We start from the raw sequence: 25,761 nt of genomic DNA on the forward strand, positions 1-25,761 counted from the left end.
CCTTATAAAATAACTGGCATAATTACAGTTTTTAATTCTTCACTTGAAACTAAGAATGCCATATGAGGTTCATTTATGCTAAGTTTGAATGTTTCACTTTCAATAGAATTTAAAAAGTCAGTGATGAATTTATTTTTAATGCAAAGATTAAATTCTTCATCTATATTAAGTTCCATTTCAAGTTCAGTTTTTGCTTCCATATTATCTAAACTGATACCTTCAAATACAAGTTTATCTTTATGGAAATTTAATTTCATTTTTTCAGTAATTACATTGATTTTTTTCAATGCATCCATAAATTCTTCAGTTTTAAAAATAAATTCTTTTGTGATATTTTTTGGAATTACTCTTTCATAATCAGGGAATTTATCATTGATAAGTTTTGTAAAAAACTCAAAATTATCATTTTTTGCAATTAATATATTTTCATCATAATAAATTTCAATTTTTTCAAAAAAGATTTTTTGCATTTCTAAAATAGCTTTTTTAGGAATGCAAAGGTTAAATTCTTTTTCATTTGTTTTATTAAGTGTGAAAACTGCTAAGCGTTTTGTATCTGTTCCTACGAAACTAATGTGAGTAGTTTTTATATCAAGTAAAGCACCATTTAAAGAATACTTTGGATTATTTGTATCAACCGCAGGTAGGATTTTTTTCAAAGATCTACTTAAATCACTTGAATCAATATCAAATTTATCTTTTCCTTCAGTACTTGGGAAATTTGGGAAATCTTCATAATTAAACATAGGAAGTTTATATTTAGTTCCTTTTTGTCTAATAAAAAGGAAATTTTCTATAGTTTCTAAGACTACATCTTCATTATTTAAACTTTTAATAATATCTAAAATACTTTTAGCATTAGCAGTTGCAAAACCTGCACTTTCAACTTTGATTTTTTTGATTTTATAATTAATACCTATTTCATAATCACTTGCTCTTATGATTAATTTATCTTCAACTACTTCAAAAAGTAAGTGAGAAGCGATATTGCTTGAGTCTTTTTTATCTACATAAGAATTAGTTAAAACTATGGCAGATTCTAAAGTGTTTTTGTTAATGCTAATTTTCATTTTTACTTCCTTTATTTTTTAAATTTATTTTATCATAATAATAGGCAATGTGAAAATGTGAAATGCTTTTTAAAAGTCTTTTTTTATAGAAATTTTACTTATAGAATAAAATTTTTTGTTTTTCACTTTTATTCACAGGGTGCTTTTTATTTTTGTCAAAATTTTATTTCTTAATTCTTCTACTATGGCTTTTAAGTTTTCATTTTCACTCATTAGTTCTTGGATTTTTTTAATATTATGTGAAATGGCGGTGTGATCTTTCATATTAAAAAATCTAGCAAGTTGAGGCATAGACATAGTCGTAAGTTCTCTTGCTAAAAATATCACAACCCTTCTTGCCATAACGATATTTTGTGTTTTTTTGTTTGATTTTATATCATTAGGTTTAAGATTATAGCTTTTTGAAACATCAGCAAGTATGTCTTCAACACTAATATTTTCTTTTGTTTCTTTAATGTGATCTTTCATAAAGCTTTTAACAATTTCTAAAGTGATTTCTTGGTTAAAAAGCCTTGCTTGAGCATTTAAATTTGTAATCATGCCTTCTATTTCTCGGATATTATCTCCCATTGAAGTAGCGATGTAGCTTATAACTTCAGGTTTGAGATAAATAGCATTAAATTCACATTTTTTTTTGATAATTGCGATTTTTGTATCAAGTTGAGGTGGAGTGATATCTGCGATGATCCCGTTTGCAAAGCGACTTTTTAGGCGTTCTGTTATACCTTTTAGCATATTTGGAGGATTATCACTTGTCATGATGATTTGTCCAAATTTTTCTTTGATTTCATTAAAAGTAAAGAAAAATTCCTCTTGAATTTTATCTGTTTTACCTAAAAACTGCACATCATCGATGAGTAAAACATCGCAATTTTTGTATTTTTCATGGAATTTATTCATAGTTTTGTTATTTAAATGCATGGTAAAATCATTGATAAAATTATCACTTGTAGCATAAATAACTTTATATCCATTATCTAAACATACATTTCCTACAGCTTGGAGCAAGTGAGTTTTTCCAAGTCCTGTGGGGCCATAGATAAAGATAGGATTGTATAATTTTCCAAGTTTGCTTTTATCGGTAATGGCTTTGCAAGTTGCATAGGCAAATTGATTAGAATCTCCTACAACAAAACTTTCAAAAGTAAAAGAAGGATTTAAAATAGTGCTTTGAAATTTAATCTGTGAAATATCTGTAGAAAAATGTTTTTTTTCTATCTTTTGATCATTTGTGATGATTTTAACTTGAGGATTAATTCCTGTTTTTACTTCATAAAAATAAGCTAGTTTTTGTGCGTATTTTGTTTGTATAAATTTAGCCAAAAAATGATTTGGTGCTATAAATACTAAGATATTATTTTTACTTAATTTTTCACTAAATTGTAAGTGAGAAATGTAAGTATTATATTCGTTATTGCTAATTTCAGTTTTAAACTCAAGTAAAAAATCTTTTATATTCATTATTTTTCTTATAAATTATGATGTAAAACTTAAAATTCTAGCTTATTTTTTATAAAAAATGGTTAAAATTATTCACATAAAAATTTAAATTTCACATCTATGTGAATAAAAAGGTGAAAAGTTTGAAAGTTTTAGGGATAGATCCTGGTTCTAGGTATTGTGGATACGCTATTGTAGAAAGGATTAATAATAAAAATCAACTCATAGAAGCAGGGCTTATCAAAATCAAACCCAATGATTTACAGTATCAAATCACAGAGTTATGCGAAGGACTTGATTTAATCTTTAAAAAGTATCAATTTGATGAGGTAGCTATAGAAGATATATTTTTTGCTTATAATCCAAAAACGGTTTTAAAACTAGCACAATTTCGTGGAGCTTTGAGTTTAAAAATCTTACAAACCCATGGAGAATTTGCAGAATACACACCTTTGCAAGTAAAAAAAACCGTAACAGGTAAAGCAAAAGCTACTAAAGAACAAGTAGCTTTTATGGTGAAAAGATTGCTTGGAATTTCAAAAGATATTAAGCCACTCGATATCACAGATGCTATCGCAGTGGCTTTGACGCATTTAGCAAATTTGAGAGTGAAAAAGTAATTTTATTTTCCATTTCCTATAAAATAAATTTCAACATCATGTAAAAGTTTTTCACATACAGCTGAATCAGTACTTTTTTCTACTACTAGATTGATGTGATTTTTGGTATCTCTAAAGCTACCTGCAGATTTTGAATTTTTTAATTCTAATTTTTGATTATCTTTTAGGTATTTGATGGTTATTACAAACTTATGTGCAGCACTTGCTTCGCCTAGATTAGTTTCTATTAAAACATTCATATTTGATGCTTTTGCTAGGGTTGCTTGGGTTTTATTAATCACTTCTTTCATTCTTCTATTGAGTTCTAAAATTCTTGAAATGAATTTATTATCTATACTTTCAAATGCGATTTTTAGTTTATTCATGATTTCTTGATTAGTTGGTTTATCAGGAGCTACATACACCATATATAAGCCGTTTTTAATATCTACTTTAGTGCTTTTTGTATCACGCCCACTACCAAAAATTTTAATATAAATGGCATTATCAAGATATACTCTATCTATCATAGGCCCATAAATTTCATATTCTCTTTTTCTTACGATTACTTCTCTTGCGGCTACTTGAATTTTTACTGAACAATCATGAATTATAGGTTCCATTTCTTTTTTTATCTCAAGTAGTTCTCTAAGCATTTTCCATCCTTGTGTATTTTTAAATAAATTATAACAAAAAAAAATTGAATTTTTTTGTTAATTTTAGTTTGTGATATTTTTATATATTTTTGATTTTAAATTAAAAATTTAAGGAAAAAAATGAAAATAAAAACTATAGTTTCAAGTTTAGTTTTAGCAAGTGCTTTATTTGCTGCAAATTCTCATCATGCTCATCATGGAGCTTCTGGAAGTATTTCATCACAAATCATGATGAGTATGCATGAACCTATGATGAAAAATCCTTTAGTACAAAGCAATGACATAGAAAGAGATTTTTTAGCTAATATGATCCCACATCATCAAGGTGCTATTGACTCATCTAAGATTTTGTTAGAACATACAAAAAGTGAAGAGATGAAAAAAATCGCTCAAAATATCATCAAAGCTCAAGAAAAAGAAATCCAAGAATTTCAAGAAATTCTAGATAAAAATCTTTATACAAAAACTCAAATTGATGAAGAAACTTATAAAAAATTCGTTCAAGAAGAAAAAGAGTTAATGCAAAAAATGATGATTTTAATGAGCTCGGTTAAAGAAAGCAAAAACATCAATAAAGACTTTTTAGAAGCGATGATAGCACATCATCAAGGTGCAGTAGATGCTTCAAAACAAATTTTATTTTACTCTAAAGATAAAACTATCACTGATATTGCGAAAAAAATCATCTTAGATCAAGAAAAAGAAATTCAAGAATTTACGAATTTGCTAAAATATATGTAGTGAATTAATCGCAAGAAATAAAAAATGGTGGCTCCGATTGGACTTGAACCAACGACCACCACCATGTCAAGGTGGTGCTCTACCAACTGAGCTACGGAACCAAAAAATGAAAATTATATAAAAATATTTTTACATTGTGCTTAAAATCACTTTTTAACTTTTTTCATATCATTTAGCCATAAGTCTAGCTGCGCTTCAAAACCTATGCCTTTACTATGATAAAATTTCAAATCTTTTTCTAGGTATCTTTGCTTAACCCAGCCACCAAAATCATGTGGATAAAGGTAGTTTTTTCTTTGAGGGTTGTTATTATCAAGATAAGGAAGTATTTTTAACGCAGGATTGTTTTGCACATAATTTAGCGCTTCATTTATAGCAAGATAGCTTGAGTTTGACTTGGGCGAACTTGCTAAAAATACCACACATTGAGCTAAGATGATCCTAGCTTCAGGATAGCCTATGTTTTTTACTGCTATGAGTGTGCTTGTGGCTAGATTAAGTGCTTGTGGGTTTGCATTTGAGATATCTTCACTTGCAAATATTACTAATCTTCTAGCGATGAAATCCGCACTTTCACCCCCATCAATCAACCTCGCAAGATAATACAAACTCGCATCTACATCACTTCCTCTTAAGCTTTTTATCATAGAACTAGCTAGTCTATAGTGTGTATCTTTACTTGAAGTGCCATCACTTAAAACATTTGCTCTTAATTTTTTCAAAGTTTCAAGCGTGATATGAGTGCTATCTAAAGCCAAAGCAAACTCGCATAAATTTAAAAAGCTTCTTGCATCATTTGCACTAGAAGTGATTAAAAAGTCTTTGGCATCATCATCGATTTTACATTGGAGTTTTTCTTGTACCTTTGTGGCAAGTTTTTCTAAGTCTTTATACTCTAAACCTTTAAATTCAAAAAGCATACTTCTGCTTCTTATGCCTGAAGTTAAAGTAAAGTAAGGGTTTTCAGTGCTTGCGCCTATGAAAAGGCATTTTTGATTTTCCAAAGGGATTAAAAGCATTTCTTGTTGGGTTTTTGAAAGCCTATGCACCTCATCGATAAATATCAAAGGTTTATATAAAGAATTTTCATAATTACTTAGTATTTTTCTAAGCTCTTCAAGTTTAAAATTCCCTCCATCAAACTCATAAAAATCTAGTTTATACTCATACGCTATCGCTCTTGCAAAAGAAGTCTTCCCACAACCTGCTGGCCCAAAAAATACACTATGAGGGAGTTTTGAAACTTGTATGAATTTTTTAAAAATTTCTACTAAATTTTCTTGTCCTAAAACCTCATCTAAAGTTTTAGGACGAAAAGTTAAGCTTAAATTTGTCATTGTGGATTTATGGTAAGTCTTTCTCCATTAATGATAGTTGTAACATCACTTTTATTAGAATCATCATAGATAAAATCAAGCACATAAGAGCCATTATTATCTACAAAATAAGTATCAAAATTTGCAAAATCAGGCCAAATTTGACTAGGAAGAATTTCAGTGTTTGCGTGAAATTGTGATTTTATATTATTTTCAGTGAAAATAGTTTGCCCATTTGCGTCAAATTTTTTACCTTCTTTTTCAAAGCTTAGATTATTTAAGATGATTTGAGGGTTTGCTTTTAAAAACTGACTTGCTAAAAGCATCATAGAAAAAATATCAGTGTTTGAATTTTGCACTAAGCTATCATAAGCTTTTTTAGAAAGATTGTTAAAATTCATATCTAAGTTAATGTTATTTAGCATAAAGTTTTCATTTACAAGGTTAAATTTAGCTAAATCTAGTTTTAAAACACTATCATAATCGTTTTGAGCATTTTGAGCTGTTTTTGCAAAAATTTTTAATTTATCAAAGTCAAAAGCAATAGAACTTATAAAATTAGCACTATCAATGCTTATATTTTGCTCACTATTTCTACTAGGGCTAAAGATATCATTAAAACTTAATTTTTGTATAGGAAATTCAGAAATTTTGATATTTTTTGCTTCTAATTTTTCTTCATGAGATAGTTGTTCTAATAAAACATAACCTAGATTAAGTTCCATATTTTTTACAAATTCCTCAGAACCTGTAATCTTAAAAGATGTATTATTTAAAACTAAATTTGTATCATTGCGGGTAAAATTAATATCATTTATTTTTGCATTGATGTTAATGTCTCCACCTTTTGCACTAACTAATATTTTAAAGATTTCTTCATTTGGGAAAATGCCTTTTAAGTCTTCATTTTCATTTAAAATAGAAACGATGGCATTATTACTTGCAAAAAAATTATTAGAAAAATCTACATTCACTTTAAAACTATAAGGTAAGTCATTAAGTGTTGCTATAAAACTTCCTTTGGAATTTAAAAGTCCTTTGGTATAGTTAGCATCTTCAACGCTGTAATATGGTGTATCTTGACTCATTTGAGCAAATATTTTTCCATTGATAGTGTTAATGTAAGAAGCTGAGGCAAAAAACCCTATAACTAATAAAACAACTACTACAACCCCTGCGATGATTTTTTTCATTCATTTTCCTTAAGTGAAATTTTAAAAATTATATATTTTTATTACTAACTAATGCTTATAAAATTCTCACATTTATACATTACTTAACTTTTTTTCTTATAATTGCACTATTTAAAATCAAAGGTAAAAAAATGAAACTTTTTGGAACAGATGGAGTACGCGGTAAAGCAGGGGAATTTTTGGATTCGTTTTTAGCTATGCGTTTGGCTATGGCTGCTGGAATTTATTTTAAAGATAAAGCCCTTACAAATAATATCTTGGTAGGAAAAGACACAAGAAGAAGCGGTTATATGATAGAAAATGCTATCGTTTCAGGACTTACTTCTATAGGTTATAATGTTATAGAAATAGGTCCTATGCCAACACCTGCTATTGCGTTTTTAACTGAAGATATGCGTTGTGATGCAGGTATTATGATATCAGCTTCGCATAATCCTTACTATGATAATGGCATTAAATTTTTTGATGCACATGGAAATAAACTTGATGAGCAAGCAGAAGCAAAAATAGAAGAAATTTATTTTAATGATAAACTCATAGAAGAAGCAAGAACAACAAAATCACAAATTGGTCAAGCAAAAAGAATTGATGATGTGATAGGAAGATATATTGTTTCTATAAAAAATTCTTTTCCTAAAGAGCTGACTTTAAAGTCTTTACGCGTTGTTTTAGATGTGGCTCATGGAGCTTCTTATAAGGTAGCACCTACGGTTTTTAAAGAACTTGGTGCAGATGTGATTGTGATCAATGATAAGCCAAATGGTTTAAATATCAATGAAAATTGTGGAGCATTGCATCCTTTAAATTTAGCTTTGGAAGTAAAGAAATTTAGAGCAGATGTGGGCTTTGCTTTTGATGGGGATGCAGATCGTTTGGTTGTTGTGGATGAAAAAGGCGAAGTAGCTCATGGAGATAGTCTTTTAGGTGTTTTAGCTTTATTTTTGAAAAAACAAGGCAAGCTAAAATCAAGCGTGGTTAGCACTATAATGAGTAATGGTGCTTTAAAAGAGTTTTTAACTAAACATAAAATCACACATGAAACTTGCAATGTAGGTGATAAATACGTGCTTGAAAAACTCAAAGAATGTGGTGGAAATTTTGGCGGAGAGCAGAGTGGGCATATTATCTTTAGTGACTATGCAAAAACCGGAGATGGTTTGGTAGCTGCTTTACAATTTAGTGCTTTAATGCTTAGTGAAGCAAAAAGCGCAAGTGAAATTTTAAATCAAGTTAAGCCTTATCCACAACTTTTACATAATCTTAAAATTTCAGAGAAAAAAGACTTAAGCAAGCTTGCAGGCTTAGAAGAGTTGAAAAAAGATTTAGAAAAAAAAGGAATTGCTAGTTTGTTTAGGTATTCAGGTACAGAAAATTTAATACGCTTATTGCTTGAAGCAAAAGACATTAAGCTTTTAGAAAAAGAAATGAAAGCTGTTGAAAGCTTTTTTATGAAAGCGTTGAATGCTTAAAATCCTGCCTTTAAAATTTTGGCTTGTTTTTGCTTTGATTTTTATATTAGATCAAGCAAGCAAGTATTTGTTTTTACAAGGGCTTGAGTATAAGGGTGAATTTTTTGATTTAGTTTTAACCTATAATACCGGTGTGGCCTTTTCAATGTTTGCATTTTTGGGAGAGTATTTAAAATACATACAGCTTGTTTTTATTTTGGCTTTGTTTGGGTATTTGCTTTATCAAAAAGAGTTTTTTAAAACACATTTGATCGCTTTTGCCATTATGCTATCTGCTGGGTGCTCTAATTTACTTGATCGCTTTGTGCATATAGGCGTGGTGGATTTTGTATTTTGGCATAAGTGGTTTGAATTTGCTGTGTTTAATTTTGCTGATGTGATGATTAACATTAGCGTAGCTTTGATTTTAATAAAAGAAATTTTTAATAAAAAAGGAGAAAAATGTTAGATTTTTTGAATGAATGGTATTTATGGATTAAAATGGTGCATTATTTGGCTTTTGTTTCATGGATGGCTGGAATGTTTTATTTACCAAGACTTTTTGTCTATCACACAGAGCATAAAGACAATAAAGGCTTTGTGGAAGTGGTGAAAATTCAAGAAAGAAAATTGTATTTTTATATCCAAACTCCTGCTATGATAGCTACTGCAATCACTGGAAGTTTAATGATGATGGCCAATAAAGATGTGTTAATGGTAGGTGGATATATGCATGCTAAATTAACCTGTGCTTTACTTTTAATCATTTATCATTTGCAAAATTATTATTATTATAGACAACTTCAAAATGATACTTGCCAAAAAAGTGGAAAATTCTTTAGAGCTTATAATGAAATTCCAACGATATTATTTATAATCATCGCTATTATGATGGTGGTAAGACCGTTTTAATAAAAAGCCTTTTTTAAGGCTTTTTATCCTTTAAACTCCATACTTTTAAAATCAAGTGGATCAACATTTTCTTGCATGATATTAATGCGTTCTTTATCTTGTAAGCGTTTATCATCTCTAAATACAGCACGCACCAAATCCATACCGGTGTAAAAATCTTTCATCAAGACCATAAACAAATAACGTCCAAATTCACTTGTATATAAAGTATTGTTTTCTTTTTTTATAGCTTTACTTAGTTTAAGGCCCAAAAGCTCGATGAAAAGATCTTTTTCTAAATTACAATCTAAAGTTTTGTTAAATTTATCAATTTCGATTTTACCAGTAAACATTTCGGTTAAAAAGACATATTTGATGATTTCTTTTTTACCAAAATTAGCTTTAGCAATATTTGCATTTTGTTTTTCTTTGATGAGTTTAGAATAATCATTTAAATTAAAAGCATTGATTAAAAGTTCTCCATCTAAAAAGCTAAAAGCCCCACTTCCCACGCCTAAATACTCATGATGGCTACTTACATACTCATCATTAAAGCTACTTTTTTCTAAAGAAAATGACCATGCATTATTTCTTTCATAATCTTTGAAAAAATCTACAATGATTTTATAAAACTCAAATTCATTATCTTTAAAACTTACTCCTAAAGTTTTTGCGATATTATCTTTGGTTAAATTGGATTTCATCAAAGGATAAGTTGTGATTTGTTGAGGTTTTAAACTCTTGGCTATTTCTAAATCATTGAGTAATTGCTCTTTGGTTTGAGAAGGAAAATTAAAAATCAAATCAAGACTCATAATAGGAAGCACGCCTATGGCTTTAGAGAGTTTTTCTTGAAGTTCTTTACTTGAACCAAATTTATGATATCTTGCTACTTTTTTTAAAGTATCATCATCAAAACTTTGTATACCGCAACTTAAACGATCTATAAGCCCTTTAAACATTTCTAATTTTTTCGGGTCAATATGGTTTGGATCGGTTTCACAAGAAATTTCTTTGATGTTAAATAATTTTTTGCAAAGTTCTAAAGTTTTAGCAAGCTCTTCTTCGTTGATTAAAGTAGTACCACCACCCACATACATAGAAGTAAAATCAAATCCTTTATCTTTGACTTGTTTGATTTCTTCTCTTAAACTTTCAAAATATCTTTTTGCTAAATCTTCATTGTAATAATACTTATGAAAACTACAATATGGGCAAAAAGTATGACAAAATGGTATGTGAGCATAAAGCATATAAGATTTTTTTGGATTAACTTTTTTTTCTTGTCCTTCTTTTAAAAGTTTCACATCAAAACCATTTTCTAAAGATTTTTGCATAGCTTTGTGTGAGTAAGAAAGAGCTAGGTTTTGTAAAAAATTCATATTTTTCCTAAATTTTCATTTTGTAGTTATTTAAAAAGACTATAATTGTATCATATTTTTACAAAGGCTTTATAATGAAAAAGATTTTTATAGCATTTTTTGTATTTTTATTAGGGCTTATAAGTGTGTCAAATTCTGCGCCTTTAGATGAAATTTTCCAAGATGTTAATGTTTCAGGTAATATGCGTTATCGTTTTGAGCATAATAGCCCAAAAGACAGAGGAAATAATAATTTTAATCAAAGAATTCAAATTCAAATGCATTAACAACTAAGCCTTAAAGACTTAGTTGTTATAAAAGTTTTCCTTTAAGTTTTCTTCCATAGCTTTGATATTTTCTTTTGATTCTTCTTTAGCGTTAAATCCTCCACCAAAAGCTTTCATAACATCTACGATAGAATTTGCAAGCTCATAAGATGAGTTAGTATAAGAAAGTTTAGCATTTAAGTAATTTCTTTGATCTTGTAAAAAATCAGCCAAGTTAATCACACCATTTTCATATCTTAAGGTAGAAATTTCATAAATTTTACTTTGAGCTAGAAATAAATTTTTATAATTTTGCTCATTTTCATAATAGCTTTGGCGGTTAAATAAAGCAAGTCTTATTTCCCCAAAGGCTGTTTTTAAGGTATTTTCATATTGTAAAAATGCTTCATCTTTGGTAAGTTTTGCAATATTAACATTATTCATAATCTCACCCCAATGAAAAATCGGCATTGCAAAATTTCCAGCTACATTCCAAGTATTGCTTCCATGTTTGACTAAAAGATCTAAATCATTACTTTGAAAGCCCAAAAGTCCTGTTAAAGAAAGGTTTGGTAAAAATGCAGTTCTAGCTACTCCAACAAGATAGTTTTTTTCTTCTAAAGTTTTTAAACTAGCTTGCACATCGGGTCTTTGAAGTAAAATTTCACTGCCAATGCCCTCAGGTATGCTAAGCTCGTATTGTCCTATTTTTTTATACTCTATGCTATTATAAAGTATATCATCAATATCATTTGAAGTTAAGATTTTTAAAGCTTTGGTGTTAGCTTCTTTTTGAATTTTAGCATTTGTGAGTAAAACTCTTGAATTTTCAAGCTCAGCTTTAAATTTGTTAAGCTCATACTCACTAATTACTCCAAGTTTAAAATGCTCTAATTTTAACTCATAAGTTTTTTGATAACTTTGGGTTGTTTCTTCTAAAATTTTTACTTGCTCGCTTAAACTTGCTAGATTAAAATAAGTTTTTACTACATTAGAAATTAAGCTTAATCTCGCACTTTCATAGTCAAACTCACTAGCTTGTAATTTTGCTTTTGAAGCACCATAAGTATCTCTATATTTGCCCCATAAATCTACTTCATAGCTTAAATTTAAACCCATGTTAAAATCATTACCATAGACAAATTCATTACTTTTGTTGCTTGGAGCATTAATGCTAGTTTTTCCTCTTGCTCCACTAGCACTTCCATCAAGCTTAGGAAGCAAATCACTTCTTGCTATACCTAAAGTTTCATAAGCTTTTTGTAAATTCATATATGCAATTTGCAAGTCGTTATTGTTTTTTAAAGCTTGATTGACTAAGGTGTTTAAATAATTATCATCAAAAGCTTTCCACCATTGTTTATTAATGCTAATGTTTTGATCTAAACTTTTAGTGTAATTTACATCTTTGATTTCTAAATTTGGTTTTAAACTACAAGCTGTTATTAAAAAACAACTTGCAAAAATTATTAACTTACGCATTGATTTTACCTCTTTTTTTATCAAGCCATTTATTAAAACTTTCTAGTAAATAGAAAAATAAAGGTACAAAGAAAATGGCTATAGTAGAAGCTGCTATCATACCCCCTATGACACCTGTACCTATTGCATGACGACTTGCGCTTCCTGCTCCATAAGCAAAGTATAAAGGTAAAATACCACAAATAAATGCTAATGAAGTCATTACAATAGGTCTAAATCTTAATTTTGCTGCGCTAATAGAAGCTTCAAAAATACTTTTTCCTTTTTTAAGGTGTTCTTCCATAGCAAACTCAACAATCAAAATGGCATTTTTAGCTGAAAGACCTATTAAAAGTAAAAGCCCTGTTTGAAAATATATATCATTTTCTAAGCCTCTAAGCCATACAAGAAGTAAAGAACCAAACACCGCAAAAGGTACAGCAGTGATTACTGCTAAAGGCATGAGCCATCTTTCATACTGAGCCGCTAGGATTAAAAATACAAATAAAAGTCCTAGTACAAAAGCTACTTGACCTGCACCACTACTTGTAACTTCTTGATAAGCTGAACCTGCCCAAGCAATAGAATAATCCTCTCCTAAAGTTTCTTTAGCAACTTGTGCAATAGCATCGATTGCTTGTCCTGAAGTATAACCAGGAGCAGGATCACCTTGTACTAGTGCTGATGGGAACATATTAAAGCGTTTTACATCATCAGGTCCAACCCCTCTATGAAGTGTTAAAACGCTATCTAAGGCTATCATAGAACCATCTTTTGCTCTAACAAAGATGTTTTTTAAAGCATTTTGAGTATTTCTAAAATCTCCAATGGCACTAATATTTACACGATAATTTTTCCCAAGCATAGAAAAATCATTTACATAATAAGTTCCTATAGTAGCATTTAGCGTGCTAAATACATCTGCTAAATTTAAACCATAAAGTTTTACTTTATCACGATCAATTTCTAATTTTAATTGCGGGAAATTAGTATCAAGCGTTGTTCTTACGTTGTTAAGTTCAGGACGTTTGTTTGCTGCTTCAACTAATTTATTTACATCCGCTTGAATTTCATCATAGCTTTTACCACCACGATTTTGTGCATACATTTCAAAACCACCAGTTAAACTTAATCCTTGGATTGGCGGTGGATTAACAAAGAAAGTTTGGAAATTTGGATTTAAAAAGTATTGTTTGTTATACATTCCTGTTAAATCAAAACTACTAGTATCTCTATCATTCCAATCTTTTAAATTCACAAACATTGCACCGGCATTTTCTTTTAAAGAGCCTGTGAAAAGATCATAACCTATAAGACCTACAATATTTGTTATGTTTTCATTTTTGCGTAGTTCTTCTGCCATAGCATCCATGGATTGAGTAGTTCTATTAAGAGAAGATGCTGCTGGTAGATTAACAATAGTTAAAAAATTTCCTTGATCTTCAGCTGGAACAAGTGAGTTTGGTACTAATTTAAATAATCCATATAAACCACCTATTAAAAGAAAAAATATTATAACAAAACGTACAGTTCTTTTAAGTATATAAGCTACTCCGGCTCCAAAAACTTCAGTAGACCAATCAAAAATATCATTAAATTTTTTCACAAAATAAAATGGTTCGCCCTCGTTTCTTTTCAAAAAAATCGCACACAAAGAAGGAGTTAGAGTTAAAGCTACAAAACCTGAAATTGTAACTGAAATTGCAAGGGTTATAGCAAATTGTCTTTGAATTTCTCCCACAAAGCCAGATATAAATGAAACAGGTATAAATACTGCACAAAGTACAAGAACGATAGATACAACAGGTGCAGCAACTTCATCCATAGCTTTAATAGCTGCTTCTTTTATGCTTATATTTGGATCTTCATGCATGATTCTGTCAATATTTTCAACCACAATAATCGCATCATCAACAACAATACCAATGGCCAAAACTAAAGCAAAAAGTGTAAGTAAGTTAATACTAAAACCTAAGACATATAATCCTGCAAAAGTTCCTAAAATAGAAACAGGCACAGCAATCATAGGTATGATAGTTGAGCGGAAATTTTTTAAGAATAAATACATTACAATCACGACTAAAATAAGTGCTTCAAAAAAAGTTTTTACCACTTCTTTAATAGAAGCTTTAATAAATATAGTTGTATCATAAGGCACTTTATAGGCTAAGCCCTCAGGAAAACTTTTAGAAAGTTCTTCAAATTTTTTCTGTACTAATTCAGCTGTACTTACTGCATTTGCTCCAGTTTGTAAGAAAATCAAAATAGGAGTTGCATCATTTCCATTTAATCTACCATTGAATGTATATTCTCTTGAGCCCAAAGAAACTTCAGCCACATCTTTAAGTCTTAAAAAAGAACCATCGCTATTTGCTCTTATGATAATATCTTCAAATTCTTTGGTATTTTTTAACCTTCCTTGCATAGTTACTGAATACACATAAGGAGATCTTTCTACCACAGGTTCTTGACCTATCTTACCAGTAGCATATTGAGCATTTTGCTCACTAACTGCAGCAATAACATCAGTTGCAGTAACTTGGTATTTGTTTAATAAATCAGGATTAAGCCAAATTCTCATAGAATAATTTCTTGAGCCAATAGCTACAGCATTACCCACACCAGGAACTCTAGCAAGATCATCTAAGATATTTAATGCAGCGTAATTATATACTTCAAGTGAATCCATAGAACCATCAGGGGAATATAAAGTAGCAACCTCTAAAATGCTTGAACCAGTTTTTCTTACACTAACACCGGTTTTTTTAACATCTTCAGGTAGTTTTGCCATAGCAGCTGAAATTCTATTATTAACATCAACTGTTGCTTGGTCAGGATCTGTACCTATATTAAAATACACACTTAAACTCATATCACCTGAAGAGCTTGAAGTTGAATCCATATAAATCATATTTTCAACCCCATTGATTGCATCTTCAAGAGGAATAGCCACTGTTTGAGCCACTGTTTGAGCATCAGCACCTGAGTAATTTGCACTTACTTTTACAACGGGTGGAGTTAGAGAAGGGTACTGCTCCACAGGTAAAGAATAAAGCCCTATAATCCCTGCTAAAGAAATGATAATAGCTACAACAGAAGCAAATACAGGTCTTTCTATAAAAAATTTAGAAAACATTATTTATTCTCCATTACGCTAACGCTTGCACCAGGTCGGATTTTTTTGAAGTTATTTAAAATCACTTTATCGCCATTTTTTAAGCCCTTGTCGATGATTGCTTTATCAGAAGTTTGATAGATAACATTAACAATAGTTTTAACTACTTTTCCATCTACTAAGGTATAAACATAAGTAGCGCTATCATCTTGTAAAAGTGCAGCTTGAGGAATTTCAAAACCATCTTTTTGAACAAAACCACCAACATGAACATTTGCAAAAGAACCAGGCATTAAGCTTGAGTTATTATTATCAAAAATAGCCTTTGCTTTTACTCCACCACTACGAGTGTCTATAACGCTATCTATAAAATACAATTTTCCATTAAAAAGCTCTCCGCCGACATTAGCTTGTACTTGGATATTTTCTAATTGCCAGTTGCCACTTTGAATATTTTTATTCATATTGATTTTATCTACATCAGAAATATAAAAGTCTGCAAAGATTGGATTAATGTTTGTAATGCGTACAAGCTCAGTTGATGAAGCATTTACATAATCACCCACATCCATTAGTGCATCTCCTAAAACCCCATCAAATGGAGCGCTTACCACGGTGTATTTTAAGTCCAATCTTGCATTAGCAAGCTTTGCTCTAGCACTTTCTAAATTAGCCTTGGTAGAATTAAATTTAGCCAAACTTGCATCAAATTCTTTTTGTGAAATAGCATTTTTTTCTATTAGAATTTGATCTCTTTTGAAATTTTTTTCAGCATCATCAAAATTTGCTCTTGCGACTAAAGCATCTCCATAAGCCATATTTACAGTTGCTTGGTATTTATCAGGCTCTATAAGAAAAAGCTTATCGCCTTTTTTAACAGCTTGGCCACTTTTGAAATATTTTGCTTTGATTTCACCGCTTACTTTAGGCTTGATCACCACATCTAACTCAGTGCTTAATCTTGCAGGATAAGTAAATTCTAAAGGTAAATTAGCACTTTGCATAGTCATAATACTTACAGGTTGAGGAGGGAGTTGTTTAACTTGTGCATTTTTATTATCTGAGCATGCTACAAATATAAGCGAGGCACAAGCTAGAGTTAAAAGTTTTGTTTTCATTGGTTTCCTTAAATTATTTATTTAGCTAAAAAAGTAATTTATATTACAAAATTGTATGATTGTTATTCTATCAATCTTTGGTTAATTAAAATTAACAATTCCTTGAGTAAAAAGCTTAACAACTTTTTTTGCATGATTTTGTTGCTCTTTTTTACTCATTAAAACCTTATTTTCAAAAGTACTTTGTATAAAAAAGGTTCCCCTAAGCATAGCACAAAATGTATAGCTTAAAAATTCAGCATTTTTGGCTAAATTTTCATTATTTTCTTCTTCAAATCTTTTTTGAAGAACATATTCTACTTCTTTTCTATTGCTTCCTTTAAACCACTTCCCAAAATCAAATTTTTCATTATAAATTTCAGAATATAAAAGCCTTACTATGGCTATGGTTTTAGCGTCATTAAAAATTCCCAAATAAGCTTTAGCAAATTGATATAAAAATTCTTCTAAATTAGCATTGGGCGAAAGTTGCATATTTTTTTTCAAAATAGCTAGAAAATGATTTTCTGCAAAATCATTTAAAACCGCTTCAAATAAACCTTCTTTACTTTTAAAATGATCATATACACAAGAAAATGAACCACCAGCTTGTTTGATAATATCTTTAAGATTAGTTGCTTCGTAGCCGTTTTCTAAAAACGACTCCGCAGCAATTTGTTTGATTTTTTCAAGCCTTGCTTGAGATTTTGAGGAAAGTTTTTTTATCATTGGTGTTTTTTGTGCTCTATAATTGAGTTTTTAGGATAGACAAAATTACTTTCTCTTGTGATTATGATATTTTTATCATCAAGCGCATATGCTTTAATAGTTAAAGGTATTACGGTATCTTTTCTATCATTATCGGCTAGTTTTTTAGTAGCTTTTAGTACAACTATTTGTTTATCTTTTTCTCCGGCTTTTAATTTAAAAGGTTTTTTTGGTCTAATGATTTCTAAGCCATCATCAATGCCTTGTAATTTCACATCAAAATAATACTCATGTACTTTATTATCAGTGTTTTGGAATAAAAATACATAAGCATTGCTAATAATTAATTCTCCATCATGTGCTTTTCTAATTTGATAAAGCTCACTAGAACGATTAATATTTAAAAGCATATTTTCTTTTTTGCTTCCCATTAAAACTAAGGCTACAAAAACACCACATAAAACTACTAAATATCCGATAGTTCTAAATCTGAAATATTTTACCTTCTCTCTTGTTTCAATAGCTTTTGCACTAGTCCAATTAATTAAACTAGGGCGGTCAAATTTAGCTTGAATTTTCGAGCAAGCATCAGCACATTCAAGACAATTAATACACTCAAGTTGCATTCCTTGGCGTATATCTATATGTGTAGGACAAATTTTTACACAGGCTTCACATCCTATGCATTCACCTTGTGGTGGTTTTTGGTAAAGTTTAGTATGCCCATCATAAATCACTCCACCTCTTTTATCATCATATATAACTTGAACGGTATTATTATCAAACATTACAGATTGAATTCTTGCATAAGGGCATACATAAACACAAAATTTTTCGCCCAAATACACTATATCAAAAGTAAAGGCCAAAGAAGCACAAAATAAAATTCCCAAAAGCAATAAATGATCAGCAGGATTTTGAATATATATAAAAAAATCTTCAGGTGGTACAAAATACCATAAAAAAGCACTCATCATTAATATAGAAAAAAGATAAAAAATCACAATGCTTAAAGCTTTTTTGATAAAAAATCCATCTACTTGTTTTTGTTTATTTGCTGTGTTTTTGTGTATTTTAAATATTTTTGTTTGCAATAAATCTCTATAAATAACCCTAGCAATGGTTTGAGGACAACTCCATGCACACCAAATTCTTCCTGCTAAAGTAGTAACAAAAAGTATGGTTAAAAACATACCCATAATAAGAAATGGCATTAAATAAAGCTCTTGGGTATCAAAAGCTATAAAAAATAAATTAAGTTTTTTATGATCAAAACTTAATAAAAAGAAATGATTTCCATTGATTTTGATAAAAGGCAAAGCAATGAAAATAACCATGGAAACGATATAAGCTATATATCTTTTCTTAGTATAATTAGTGACACAGGCACTCATTTTGATTTCCTTGTAAAATATTTTTTTAATTGTAATACTAGAAAAATTAAACCAAACTTTGTCTTAATTAAGAATTTATGTTTAATTTTTATTTATGTAATTATTACAAAAATAAATTTTATTTTCAAGTAAAATTATGGTATAATTAAAACTTTCAAATTTTTAACGAAAGGTGGTGAGGGTCGTGCCAGGAATCAAGGTACATCCTAATGAGTCTTTTGATGAAGCGTATAGAAAATTCAAAAAACAAGTAGATAGAAATCTAGTTGTTACTGAAGTTCGCGCAAGAAGATTTTTTGAGCCTATGACTGAAATTCGCAAAAAACAAAAAATTTCAGCACGCAAAAAAATGCTTAAAAGACTTTATATGCTTAGACGTTACGAGTCAAGACTCTAATACCAAAAAGCCGAATTTTCGGCTTTTCTTCGATTATTTTTTATGTTTCTTTGGATTTTAATCATTCATTTTTTTGGACTTATTTTACCAGGACCTGATTTTTTCTTAGTAAGTTCTTGTGCTTTAAGAGAAGGCATTAAAAGTGCTTTAAAAGCAAGTTTGGGTGTGAGTTTGGCCATGAGTGTGTGGATTATACTTTCTATACTTGGTTTGAGTGTGATTTTTCATCAATTTCCATTTTTGCAAATCGTTTTATCAAACTTTGGAGCTTGCTATCTTTTGTATTTAGCTTATGGGATTTATAAAAATGCAAAAATAGGTAATATAAAAGTTCAAAAAACTCATATATCTGCATTTTTAAGTGGCGTTATAACAAATTTATCTAATCCAAAAGTTATTTTTTATTTTGCTAGTGTTTTTGCAAGTTTTGATTTTGCTCAAATGCGATGGATGTTGATAGTATTAGTGTTTGTTTTGATCTTAGAAACCATAATTTACTTTTCTTTGATTTCTTTATTATTTTCAAAACTTTTCATGGTAAGAATTTATCAAAAGAATTTAAAACTTATTGATTATTTAAGTGCTTTTATATTTTTTGCTTTTGCTGTATTTATTTTAAGTAGTAATTTAATGATTATGATAAATTAAAGCAATTAATTTTTATTAATACTTTTTTTGTTAAAATCTTATTAAGTTAAACTTATAAATTTAGGAAAGATTATGAAACATATAAAAACTATACTTAAGCTTAGTATGATAAGCGGTATTGCTGCTATAAGTGGCGGTGCTTTAAGTGCGTGTAGCAACAATACAAATGATTCTAATAATGCATTAAGCCAAGCAGCAAATACTCAAGGTGCTTTTGTTATCATTGAAGAAACCGCTCCAAATCAATACAAAATCAAAGATCAATTTCCAAGTGATGAAACTAGGGTGGTTTTAAAACAACTTGATGGTACAGAAAGAGTTTTAAGTAAAGAAGAAATGGATAAATTAATCCAAGAAGAAGCTGCTAAAATAGACAATGGTACCTCAAATTTAACAAATCCAAATAACGCTCAAATGAGTAGCGGAGGACTTTCTTTAGGCGAAACATTGCTTGCAAGTGCAGCTGGTGCTATACTTGGTAGCTGGATAGGTTCAAAGCTTTTTAATAATCAAAATTTTGCAAATCAACAAAGAGGAGCATTTTCAAATCAAAGTGCTTATCAAAGAAGTGTAAATAGTTTTAATAAAGCAAGTACAAGTGCTACTTCAAGCTCAAGTGCGAAAAAATCAGGCTTTTTTGGCGGTGGCTCTAAGGCTACCTCAAGTTCTTCTAACTCTTTTGGATCTTAAGGGTAAAAAATGAATTTTTTAAAAGTAAATCCTTTAGAAAAATCATATTTAGATCAAATTGGCTTTTCATGGCATACAGATAATGATGGAAGTGATTATTTAGATTCTAATTTAGTTTGTGTTAAAGAAAGTGAAGCAAATGCATATTATGAAGCAGTAAATGAACTTTATGATATGTTTATGGCTGCTGCGCAAGAAGTGATTGATAATGATCGTTTTGATGAGCTTGGAATTCCTTTTAATTTAGTTGATGCGATTAAGATGAGTTGGGAAAATGATGTGCATTGGCATTTATATGGTAGATTTGACTTAGCAGGTGGACTTGATGGTAAACCTATAAAGCTAATAGAATTTAATGCTGATACTCCAACATCTTTATTTGAAAGTGCTATTTTACAATGGGCTATTTTAAAACAAAACAACCTAGATGAAAGCTCGCAATTTAATAATATATATGAAGCCTTAAAAGATAATTTTAAAAGACTTATCACTTTAGAAGAAGATGTAAGTGAGTTTGAAAAATATTATGAAGGTTGGAAGATATTATTTTCTTCAATTGCAGGTAGTGATGAGGATATGATTACAACCAAACTTTTAGCACACATTGCTAGTGAAGCAGGTTTTGAGAGTGAGTTTTCTTATATTGATGAGGTTGAATTTTCGCCCGAAGGTATTTTTAAAAATGATGTAAATTTTGAGTATTTTTTCAAACTCATTCCTTGGGAAAGCATAGCCATAGAAGAGGGTGAGCTTGCTATGCTTTTAACGCAAATCATGCAAAATCAAAAAGCAATCATTTTAAATCCTGCTTATACTTTACTTTTTCAAAGCAAAGGTATAATGAAAATTTTATGGGAGCTTTATCCAAATCATCCTTTATTGCTTGAAACAAGCGATCAACCTTTAGTGGGTAAAAAATGTGTTAAAAAGCCTGTTTTTGGTAGAGAAGGAGCAAATGTTTCCATTATAGAAGCTAATGGAGATGTAAGTTTTGAAACAAAGGGAGATTATCAAAATAATCGCTTTGTATATCAAGAATTTGCTGAGTTTAATAAAAATGAAAATGATTATTACCAAGCAGGGGTTTTCTTTGCTTATGAGGGTTGTGGATTAGGTTTTAGAAAAGGCGGATTAGTGCTTGATAATTATTCTAAATTTGTAGGACATATAGTAAAAGATTAATGAAGATAGTATGCTTAGATGCTGCTACCTTAGGTGGAGCGGATTTAACGGTTTTTGAAAGTCTTGGCGAGTTTGTAAGTTATGACTTAACTTCTAAAGATGAGGTTATTGCAAGAATAGCTAATGCACAAGTTGTGATGATAAATAAAATCATCATTGACAAAAAAGTGATAGACAACACTAATCTAAAGCTTATTTTACAACTTGGTACAGGGGTAAATAATATAGATGTAGCTTATGCAAATTCTAAAGGTATAGTGGTAAAAAATGCAGCTAGTTATTCTACAAAAAGTGTTTTAAGCCATACCTTTGCTTTGCTTTTTGCTTTTTTAAATCAAATTCCATATTATGATAAATGGAGTAAAGAAGGCAAATGGTGTGAGAGTAAAATGTTTTGTGATTTTAGTAAGACTTTGCATACTTTAACCGGTAAAAAACATGGTATTATAGGACTTGGAGCTATAGGTAAAGAAGTAGCTAGGGTTTCTCAAATGTTTGGTTCTAAAGTTTGTTATTATTCTACTTCAGGAACTAACAATAATGATGAGTATGAAAAAGTAAGTCTTGAAGAGCTTTTAAAAACTTGTGATGTAATTAGCATCCACGCACCTTTAAATGATAAGACAAAAAATTTATTAAGTAAAAAAGAGCTAATGCTTTTAAAAGATGAGGCTATTTTGATTAATGTAGGGCGTGGTGGAATCATGAATGAAGCAGATTTAGCTCAAGTTATGAATGAGAAAAATATCAAAGTAGGACTTGATGTGCTTGAAATGGAACCTATGATTAAAAATCATCCTTTACTTAGTATAAAAAATAAAGAAAATTTAATCATCACTCCACATGTTGCATGGGCAAGTGAAGAATCTATACAAAATTTAGTCCAAATTGTATTTAATAATCTTAAGGAGTTTATAGAAAATGGCAAGTGAACATAGTTTTGATATTAGCGGGGAAATTGACAAGCAAGAGTTAAAAAATGCTTTAGAACAAGCTAAAAAGGAGCTTGATAGTAGATATGATTTAAAAGGCATTAAAAGTGAAATAGAGTTAAATGAAAAAGAAAGTGTTTATAAGCTTATTTGCTCTAGCGAAGCAAAGCTTGAAGTGTTAAAAGATATTGTTATTTCAAAGCTTATTAAAAGAGGGATAAACCCTAATGGTATTAAAGAGTTAAGCAGAGAAAGTGGAGCAAATTTTAGACTGAATTTAAAAGTTAATGACGCTATTGATACTGATAGTGCTAAGAAGATTAATAAAGCTATAAAAGATAGCAAGCTAAAGGTAACTTCAAGCATTAGAGGTAATGAAATTCGCGTAGTTGGTAAGCAAATTGATGATTTACAAAGCGTGATGAAAATAGTAAAAGAACTCAATTTAGAACTTAATCTTAGTTTTAAAAACCTTAAATGAAAACTTTACTTCAAATAGTTTTTTTGTGTTTTGTGTGCGTTTTTTTAAGCTCTTGTGCTTTAAAAAGCAAAACACAAGCACAAAGTACTTATGTTATTTTAAAAACTCCAGAGTTTAAATTTGCTGATTATGGTTTTTTATATGAGGGAAAAAAATTTACAAGTTTAGAGCTTTATAGTACTTCTAAAGCCTTACTTGAATTAAAAATTAGCGATAAAATTTGTGTTAATGGTATATGCTATGCAAAAACTTTTTTTAATAACAGATTTTTTAATAATGAATATTATGATGATTTTTTACAAGATCTAATCTACAAAAGACCTATTTTTTATGGAAAAAATAAACAAACTACTTCTTGTGGTTTTACTCAAAAGATTGTAAGTAAAAATTATGATATTTTTTATGAGGTTTGTGATAAAAATATGAGTTTTAATGATAAAAAATCCAAAATCAAATTTAGCATAAAGTCAATATAAAGGAAAATATGAAAGATTTAAAACTTTTTCTTAATGATACTTTTAAAAGCAATATTTATAAAAACTTACAATGCAGTGAAGATGAAATTTTAATCTTAAAGCATTTATGCAAAAATTATTTGCAGGCAAATGCAAGCATTAATGCTTATAATCTTCTTAGCGAAGTTTTTAAAAATGATGAGTATGAGTATTTAGATCATTTAAAAGATCTTAAAAATCTTATAGAAAAAGGTTTTATTGTTCAAATTTTTTCTGATTTTAAAGCAAGTAAAAACTCAAACTTACTTTTAAATTTGCTACAATGTGAGTTAAGTTTAAGTGAAGTATTCTTACAAGTTTTAGAAAATAAAAGCATACAAGATTATATGCAAGATCAAATTTATGAAGATCATATTGCATATTTAAAAGATGAATTTTTTAAAATCGAGCTTTATCAAAGATTGCGTTTTTTTGCTAAAAGCTCTCAAAGTAAGAATATTAAAAAAGATATAGCTATATTTGAAGCATACATTAAAGAGCGTTTAAAGAAAAGTAAAATTTCTAATGTTTTAGCAGAGATTTTTAAAGAATATGCTTTAAACGATAATGAATGTTTGATATTTATTAGTTTGTTAAAAGAAGAGTATTTGCTAAATACTGAAAATTCTTATAGTAGAGATTTTAATTTTTTGCTTCATTTAATTAGCGAGGATGAGGCTCAAAAGCAAGAAAACAAAGCTTTATTGGAAGAAGATTCTAAACTACTTAGTTCAAATCTTTTAGAATATGATGAATTTGTTAATTCTTTGGGTGATATAGCTAAGATTTTTTATTTAAGTGATGATATTTTACAAAGAATTATTAATTTTAAAGAACCAAAGAAGAATAAAAAAATTAAACTTCAAAATTTGGTTAAAGAACAAGATATTTTTGAGCTAATCGAGCCAAATATCAATATAGATGATGTTATTATGCCCCAAAGTACTAAAGATTTATTAGAAAGCATATTAAAACAACAAGATAAAAAGGTTTTAGAAAGATTAAATAAATGGGGTATAAAAACTAATAAAAATATAGAAGCTAAGATAATTTTCTATGGCCCTGCTGGTACGGGTAAGACTATGAGTGCGCTAAGTATGGCAAAAGCTATGAAAAAATCCATTTTGAGTTTTGATTGCTCGAAAATTTTAAGTAAATATGTGGGCGAGAGTGAACAAAATGTAAGAAAGATTTTTGATACTTATAAAGAGCTTTGTCAAACAAGTAAGCAAAGCCCTATTTTACTTTTAAATGAGGCGGATCAGTTTTTAAGTACTAGAGTAGAAAACAGTGGCGGTGCTGATAAAATGCATAATCAAATGCAAAATATTTTTTTGGAACAAATCGAGCGCTTTAGTGGAGTTATCATAGCAACAACTAACTTTTTAGAAAGTTTAGATGTGGCTTTTTCAAGAAGATTTGAGTATAAAATAGAATTTAAAAAGCCAAATTATGAACAACGCTTAATGATATGGCAAAAAGCTTTACCTAAAAATGCTAAATTTGAAGGTAGTTTTGATTTAAAAAAATTAGCCTCATATGAATTAAGTGGAGCTCAAATTGTAATGGTGGTTAAAAATACGGCTTTAAAAGCGGCTATTTCTAAAGATGGTGTTTTTAAAATGAGTGATTTTTTACACACCATAGAAAAAGAAATAGAATCTTCATTTGACAAAAATAAGATAGTTGGCTTTAAAAATTAAAATTCACACAAATTTCACAAGCAAATAATATCATTCTTTCAACTTTTAGTTAAAGGAGAAAAAATGAAAATGAAATTAATGTTGGCTAGTTTGGTTTGTGCAAGTTCTATGTTTGCAGATATGATTGTTAGTCCAAGTGCTTTACCTCAAAAGGCTCAAGAGTTTTTAAACACTCATTTTAAAGGAGTAAATGTAGGTTATGTAAAACAAGACGTGGATTCTTACGAAGTAAATTTGGTTGATGGAACAGAAATTGATTTTATCATTAATGGAGACTGGAAAGAAGTTGATGGTAAATACAAAGGCATTCCAACAGGATTTATCCCAAAAGAAGTTGTTGCAAAAGTGCAAGCAGCGCAACCAAATGCAGCTATTGTAGAAGTAGATAAAAGAATTAATGGTTATAAATTCAGAACAAATAATATGATGGAAATTTATACAGATTTTAAAGGTAATATTTTAGGTCAAAAATTTGATG

The 25,761-nt window shown here is 29.3% G+C and carries 26 protein-coding genes and 1 tRNA gene; 15 read left to right on the plus strand and 12 right to left on the minus strand.

What is annotated here, in order from left to right; genetic code table 11:
* Window positions 1-2 precede the first annotated feature (2 nt).
* On the minus strand, window positions 3-1,070 hold the full coding sequence (gene dnaN / locus L8U41_RS05385; RefSeq protein WP_263728006.1) for a DNA polymerase III subunit beta: 1,068 nt from the start codon (window positions 1,068-1,070) through the stop codon (window positions 3-5).
* A 132-nt stretch (window positions 1,071-1,202) separates the two neighbouring features.
* The gene (gene dnaA / locus L8U41_RS05390) at window positions 1,203-2,531 is read right to left on the minus strand and encodes a chromosomal replication initiator protein DnaA (protein WP_263728007.1); all 1,329 of its coding nucleotides are present in this window, start codon (window positions 2,529-2,531) and stop codon (window positions 1,203-1,205) included.
* A 122-nt stretch (window positions 2,532-2,653) separates the two neighbouring features.
* On the opposite strand from dnaA, the gene ruvC reads away from it, so the two are divergent.
* Window positions 2,654-3,130, plus strand: a complete 477-nt coding sequence (gene ruvC, locus L8U41_RS05395) for a crossover junction endodeoxyribonuclease RuvC (protein WP_263728008.1) — start codon at window positions 2,654-2,656, stop codon at window positions 3,128-3,130.
* 2 nt (window positions 3,131-3,132) lie between these two features.
* Here the strand turns inward: ruvC and L8U41_RS05400 are convergent, their stop codons facing one another.
* Window positions 3,133-3,765 carry a hypothetical protein gene (locus L8U41_RS05400; protein WP_263682817.1) on the minus strand — a complete coding sequence of 211 codons (633 nt, stop codon included), beginning with the start codon at window positions 3,763-3,765 and terminating at the stop codon, window positions 3,133-3,135.
* A 120-nt stretch (window positions 3,766-3,885) separates the two neighbouring features.
* Between L8U41_RS05400 and L8U41_RS05405 the strand changes: the two genes are divergently transcribed.
* Window positions 3,886-4,506, plus strand: a complete 621-nt coding sequence (locus L8U41_RS05405; protein WP_214115518.1) for a DUF305 domain-containing protein — start codon at window positions 3,886-3,888, stop codon at window positions 4,504-4,506.
* A gap of 25 nt (window positions 4,507-4,531) precedes the next feature.
* Here the strand turns inward: L8U41_RS05405 and L8U41_RS05410 are convergent.
* The 3 genes from L8U41_RS05410 to L8U41_RS05420 all read right to left on the minus strand — a co-directional run bounded on the left by L8U41_RS05410 (window position 4,532) and on the right by L8U41_RS05420 (window position 7,015).
* Window positions 4,532-4,607, minus strand: a tRNA-Val gene (locus tag L8U41_RS05410).
* A 45-nt stretch (window positions 4,608-4,652) separates the two neighbouring features.
* Window positions 4,653-5,843 carry a replication-associated recombination protein A gene (locus L8U41_RS05415; protein WP_126341179.1) on the minus strand — a complete coding sequence of 397 codons (1,191 nt, stop codon included), beginning with the start codon at window positions 5,841-5,843 and terminating at the stop codon, window positions 4,653-4,655.
* A complete protein-coding gene (locus L8U41_RS05420) occupies window positions 5,840-7,015 on the minus strand; it encodes a YdgA family protein (RefSeq protein WP_263728009.1) in 1,176 nt (391 codons plus the stop codon). The genes L8U41_RS05415 and L8U41_RS05420 overlap by 4 nt, the downstream gene beginning before the upstream one ends.
* A 131-nt stretch (window positions 7,016-7,146) precedes the next feature.
* Between L8U41_RS05420 and glmM the strand changes: the two genes are divergently transcribed.
* From glmM to hemJ, 3 genes are read left to right on the plus strand one after another with little or no spacing between them, the layout of a single operon-like run.
* The gene (gene glmM, locus L8U41_RS05425) at window positions 7,147-8,484 is read left to right on the plus strand and encodes a phosphoglucosamine mutase (protein WP_039629248.1); all 1,338 of its coding nucleotides are present in this window, start codon (window positions 7,147-7,149) and stop codon (window positions 8,482-8,484) included.
* The gene (gene lspA / locus L8U41_RS05430; RefSeq protein ID WP_263724157.1) at window positions 8,477-8,932 is read left to right on the plus strand and encodes a signal peptidase II; all 456 of its coding nucleotides are present in this window, start codon (window positions 8,477-8,479) and stop codon (window positions 8,930-8,932) included. The genes glmM and lspA overlap by 8 nt, the downstream gene beginning before the upstream one ends.
* Window positions 8,926-9,375: a protoporphyrinogen oxidase HemJ gene (gene hemJ, locus L8U41_RS05435; RefSeq protein WP_039627278.1), complete on the plus strand. Its 450-nt coding sequence runs from the start codon at window positions 8,926-8,928 to the stop codon at window positions 9,373-9,375. Before lspA ends, hemJ begins: the two co-directional genes overlap by 7 nt.
* 23 nt (window positions 9,376-9,398) lie before the next feature.
* Here hemJ and L8U41_RS05440 read toward each other — a convergent pair whose 3' ends face one another.
* Window positions 9,399-10,736, minus strand: a complete 1,338-nt coding sequence (locus tag L8U41_RS05440) for a coproporphyrinogen III oxidase family protein (RefSeq protein ID WP_263679321.1) — start codon at window positions 10,734-10,736, stop codon at window positions 9,399-9,401.
* 74 nt (window positions 10,737-10,810) lie between these two features.
* Between L8U41_RS05440 and L8U41_RS05445 the strand changes: the two genes are divergently transcribed.
* Window positions 10,811-11,002, plus strand: a complete 192-nt coding sequence (locus L8U41_RS05445; protein ID WP_263728010.1) for a mini-MOMP protein — start codon at window positions 10,811-10,813, stop codon at window positions 11,000-11,002.
* Window positions 11,003-11,020: 18 nt separating this feature from the next.
* Here L8U41_RS05445 and L8U41_RS05450 read toward each other — a convergent pair whose 3' ends face one another.
* From L8U41_RS05450 to ccoG, 5 genes are all read right to left on the minus strand, one after another.
* Window positions 11,021-12,463 carry an efflux transporter outer membrane subunit gene (locus L8U41_RS05450; protein WP_263708982.1) on the minus strand — a complete coding sequence of 481 codons (1,443 nt, stop codon included), beginning with the start codon at window positions 12,461-12,463 and terminating at the stop codon, window positions 11,021-11,023.
* Window positions 12,456-15,578 (minus strand): efflux RND transporter permease subunit, encoded by a 3,123-nt coding sequence (locus L8U41_RS05455; protein WP_263728011.1) that lies wholly within the window; start codon window positions 15,576-15,578, stop codon window positions 12,456-12,458. Before L8U41_RS05455 ends, L8U41_RS05450 begins: the two co-directional genes overlap by 8 nt.
* Window positions 15,578-16,675 (minus strand): efflux RND transporter periplasmic adaptor subunit, encoded by a 1,098-nt coding sequence (locus L8U41_RS05460; RefSeq protein ID WP_263702380.1) that lies wholly within the window; start codon window positions 16,673-16,675, stop codon window positions 15,578-15,580. Before L8U41_RS05460 ends, L8U41_RS05455 begins: the two co-directional genes overlap by 1 nt.
* Window positions 16,676-16,756: 81 nt before the next feature.
* Window positions 16,757-17,383 (minus strand): TetR/AcrR family transcriptional regulator, encoded by a 627-nt coding sequence (locus L8U41_RS05465; RefSeq protein WP_263728012.1) that lies wholly within the window; start codon window positions 17,381-17,383, stop codon window positions 16,757-16,759.
* Window positions 17,380-18,756 (minus strand): cytochrome c oxidase accessory protein CcoG, encoded by a 1,377-nt coding sequence (gene ccoG, locus L8U41_RS05470; RefSeq protein WP_263728013.1) that lies wholly within the window; start codon window positions 18,754-18,756, stop codon window positions 17,380-17,382. The genes L8U41_RS05465 and ccoG overlap by 4 nt, the downstream gene beginning before the upstream one ends.
* 184 nt (window positions 18,757-18,940) lie before the next feature.
* Between ccoG and rpsU the strand changes: the two genes are divergently transcribed.
* From rpsU to L8U41_RS05515, 9 genes are all read left to right on the plus strand, one after another.
* Window positions 18,941-19,153 carry a 30S ribosomal protein S21 gene (rpsU, locus tag L8U41_RS05475; protein WP_002780697.1) on the plus strand — a complete coding sequence of 71 codons (213 nt, stop codon included), beginning with the start codon at window positions 18,941-18,943 and terminating at the stop codon, window positions 19,151-19,153.
* A gap of 42 nt (window positions 19,154-19,195) precedes the next feature.
* Window positions 19,196-19,801 (plus strand): LysE family transporter, encoded by a 606-nt coding sequence (locus L8U41_RS05480; protein ID WP_263728014.1) that lies wholly within the window; start codon window positions 19,196-19,198, stop codon window positions 19,799-19,801.
* A 72-nt stretch (window positions 19,802-19,873) separates the two neighbouring features.
* Complete coding sequence (locus tag L8U41_RS05485) at window positions 19,874-20,491, plus strand: UPF0323 family lipoprotein (RefSeq protein ID WP_263702378.1); 618 nt, start codon at window positions 19,874-19,876, stop codon at window positions 20,489-20,491.
* Between the two features lie 9 nt (window positions 20,492-20,500).
* Window positions 20,501-21,673: a glutathionylspermidine synthase family protein gene (locus tag L8U41_RS05490; RefSeq protein ID WP_263728015.1), complete on the plus strand. Its 1,173-nt coding sequence runs from the start codon at window positions 20,501-20,503 to the stop codon at window positions 21,671-21,673.
* The gene (locus L8U41_RS05495) at window positions 21,673-22,605 is read left to right on the plus strand and encodes a D-2-hydroxyacid dehydrogenase (protein ID WP_263728016.1); all 933 of its coding nucleotides are present in this window, start codon (window positions 21,673-21,675) and stop codon (window positions 22,603-22,605) included. Before L8U41_RS05490 ends, L8U41_RS05495 begins: the two co-directional genes overlap by 1 nt.
* Complete coding sequence (locus L8U41_RS05500) at window positions 22,595-23,086, plus strand: YajQ family cyclic di-GMP-binding protein (protein ID WP_039619471.1); 492 nt, start codon at window positions 22,595-22,597, stop codon at window positions 23,084-23,086. The genes L8U41_RS05495 and L8U41_RS05500 overlap by 11 nt, the downstream gene beginning before the upstream one ends.
* On the plus strand, window positions 23,083-23,562 hold the full coding sequence (locus L8U41_RS05505; protein ID WP_263728017.1) for a hypothetical protein: 480 nt from the start codon (window positions 23,083-23,085) through the stop codon (window positions 23,560-23,562). The genes L8U41_RS05500 and L8U41_RS05505 overlap by 4 nt, the downstream gene beginning before the upstream one ends.
* A gap of 8 nt (window positions 23,563-23,570) precedes the next feature.
* A complete protein-coding gene (locus tag L8U41_RS05510) occupies window positions 23,571-25,283 on the plus strand; it encodes an ATP-binding protein (RefSeq protein WP_263728018.1) in 1,713 nt (570 codons plus the stop codon).
* A 63-nt stretch (window positions 25,284-25,346) separates the two neighbouring features.
* Window positions 25,347-25,761, plus strand: a 415-nt coding sequence (locus tag L8U41_RS05515) for a PepSY-like domain-containing protein (RefSeq protein WP_263663656.1), incomplete at its 3' end; no start/stop codon positions are given.

The organism is Campylobacter sp. RKI_CA19_01116, from assembly GCF_025771405.1.
GTDB lineage: Bacteria > Campylobacterota > Campylobacteria > Campylobacterales > Campylobacteraceae > Campylobacter_D.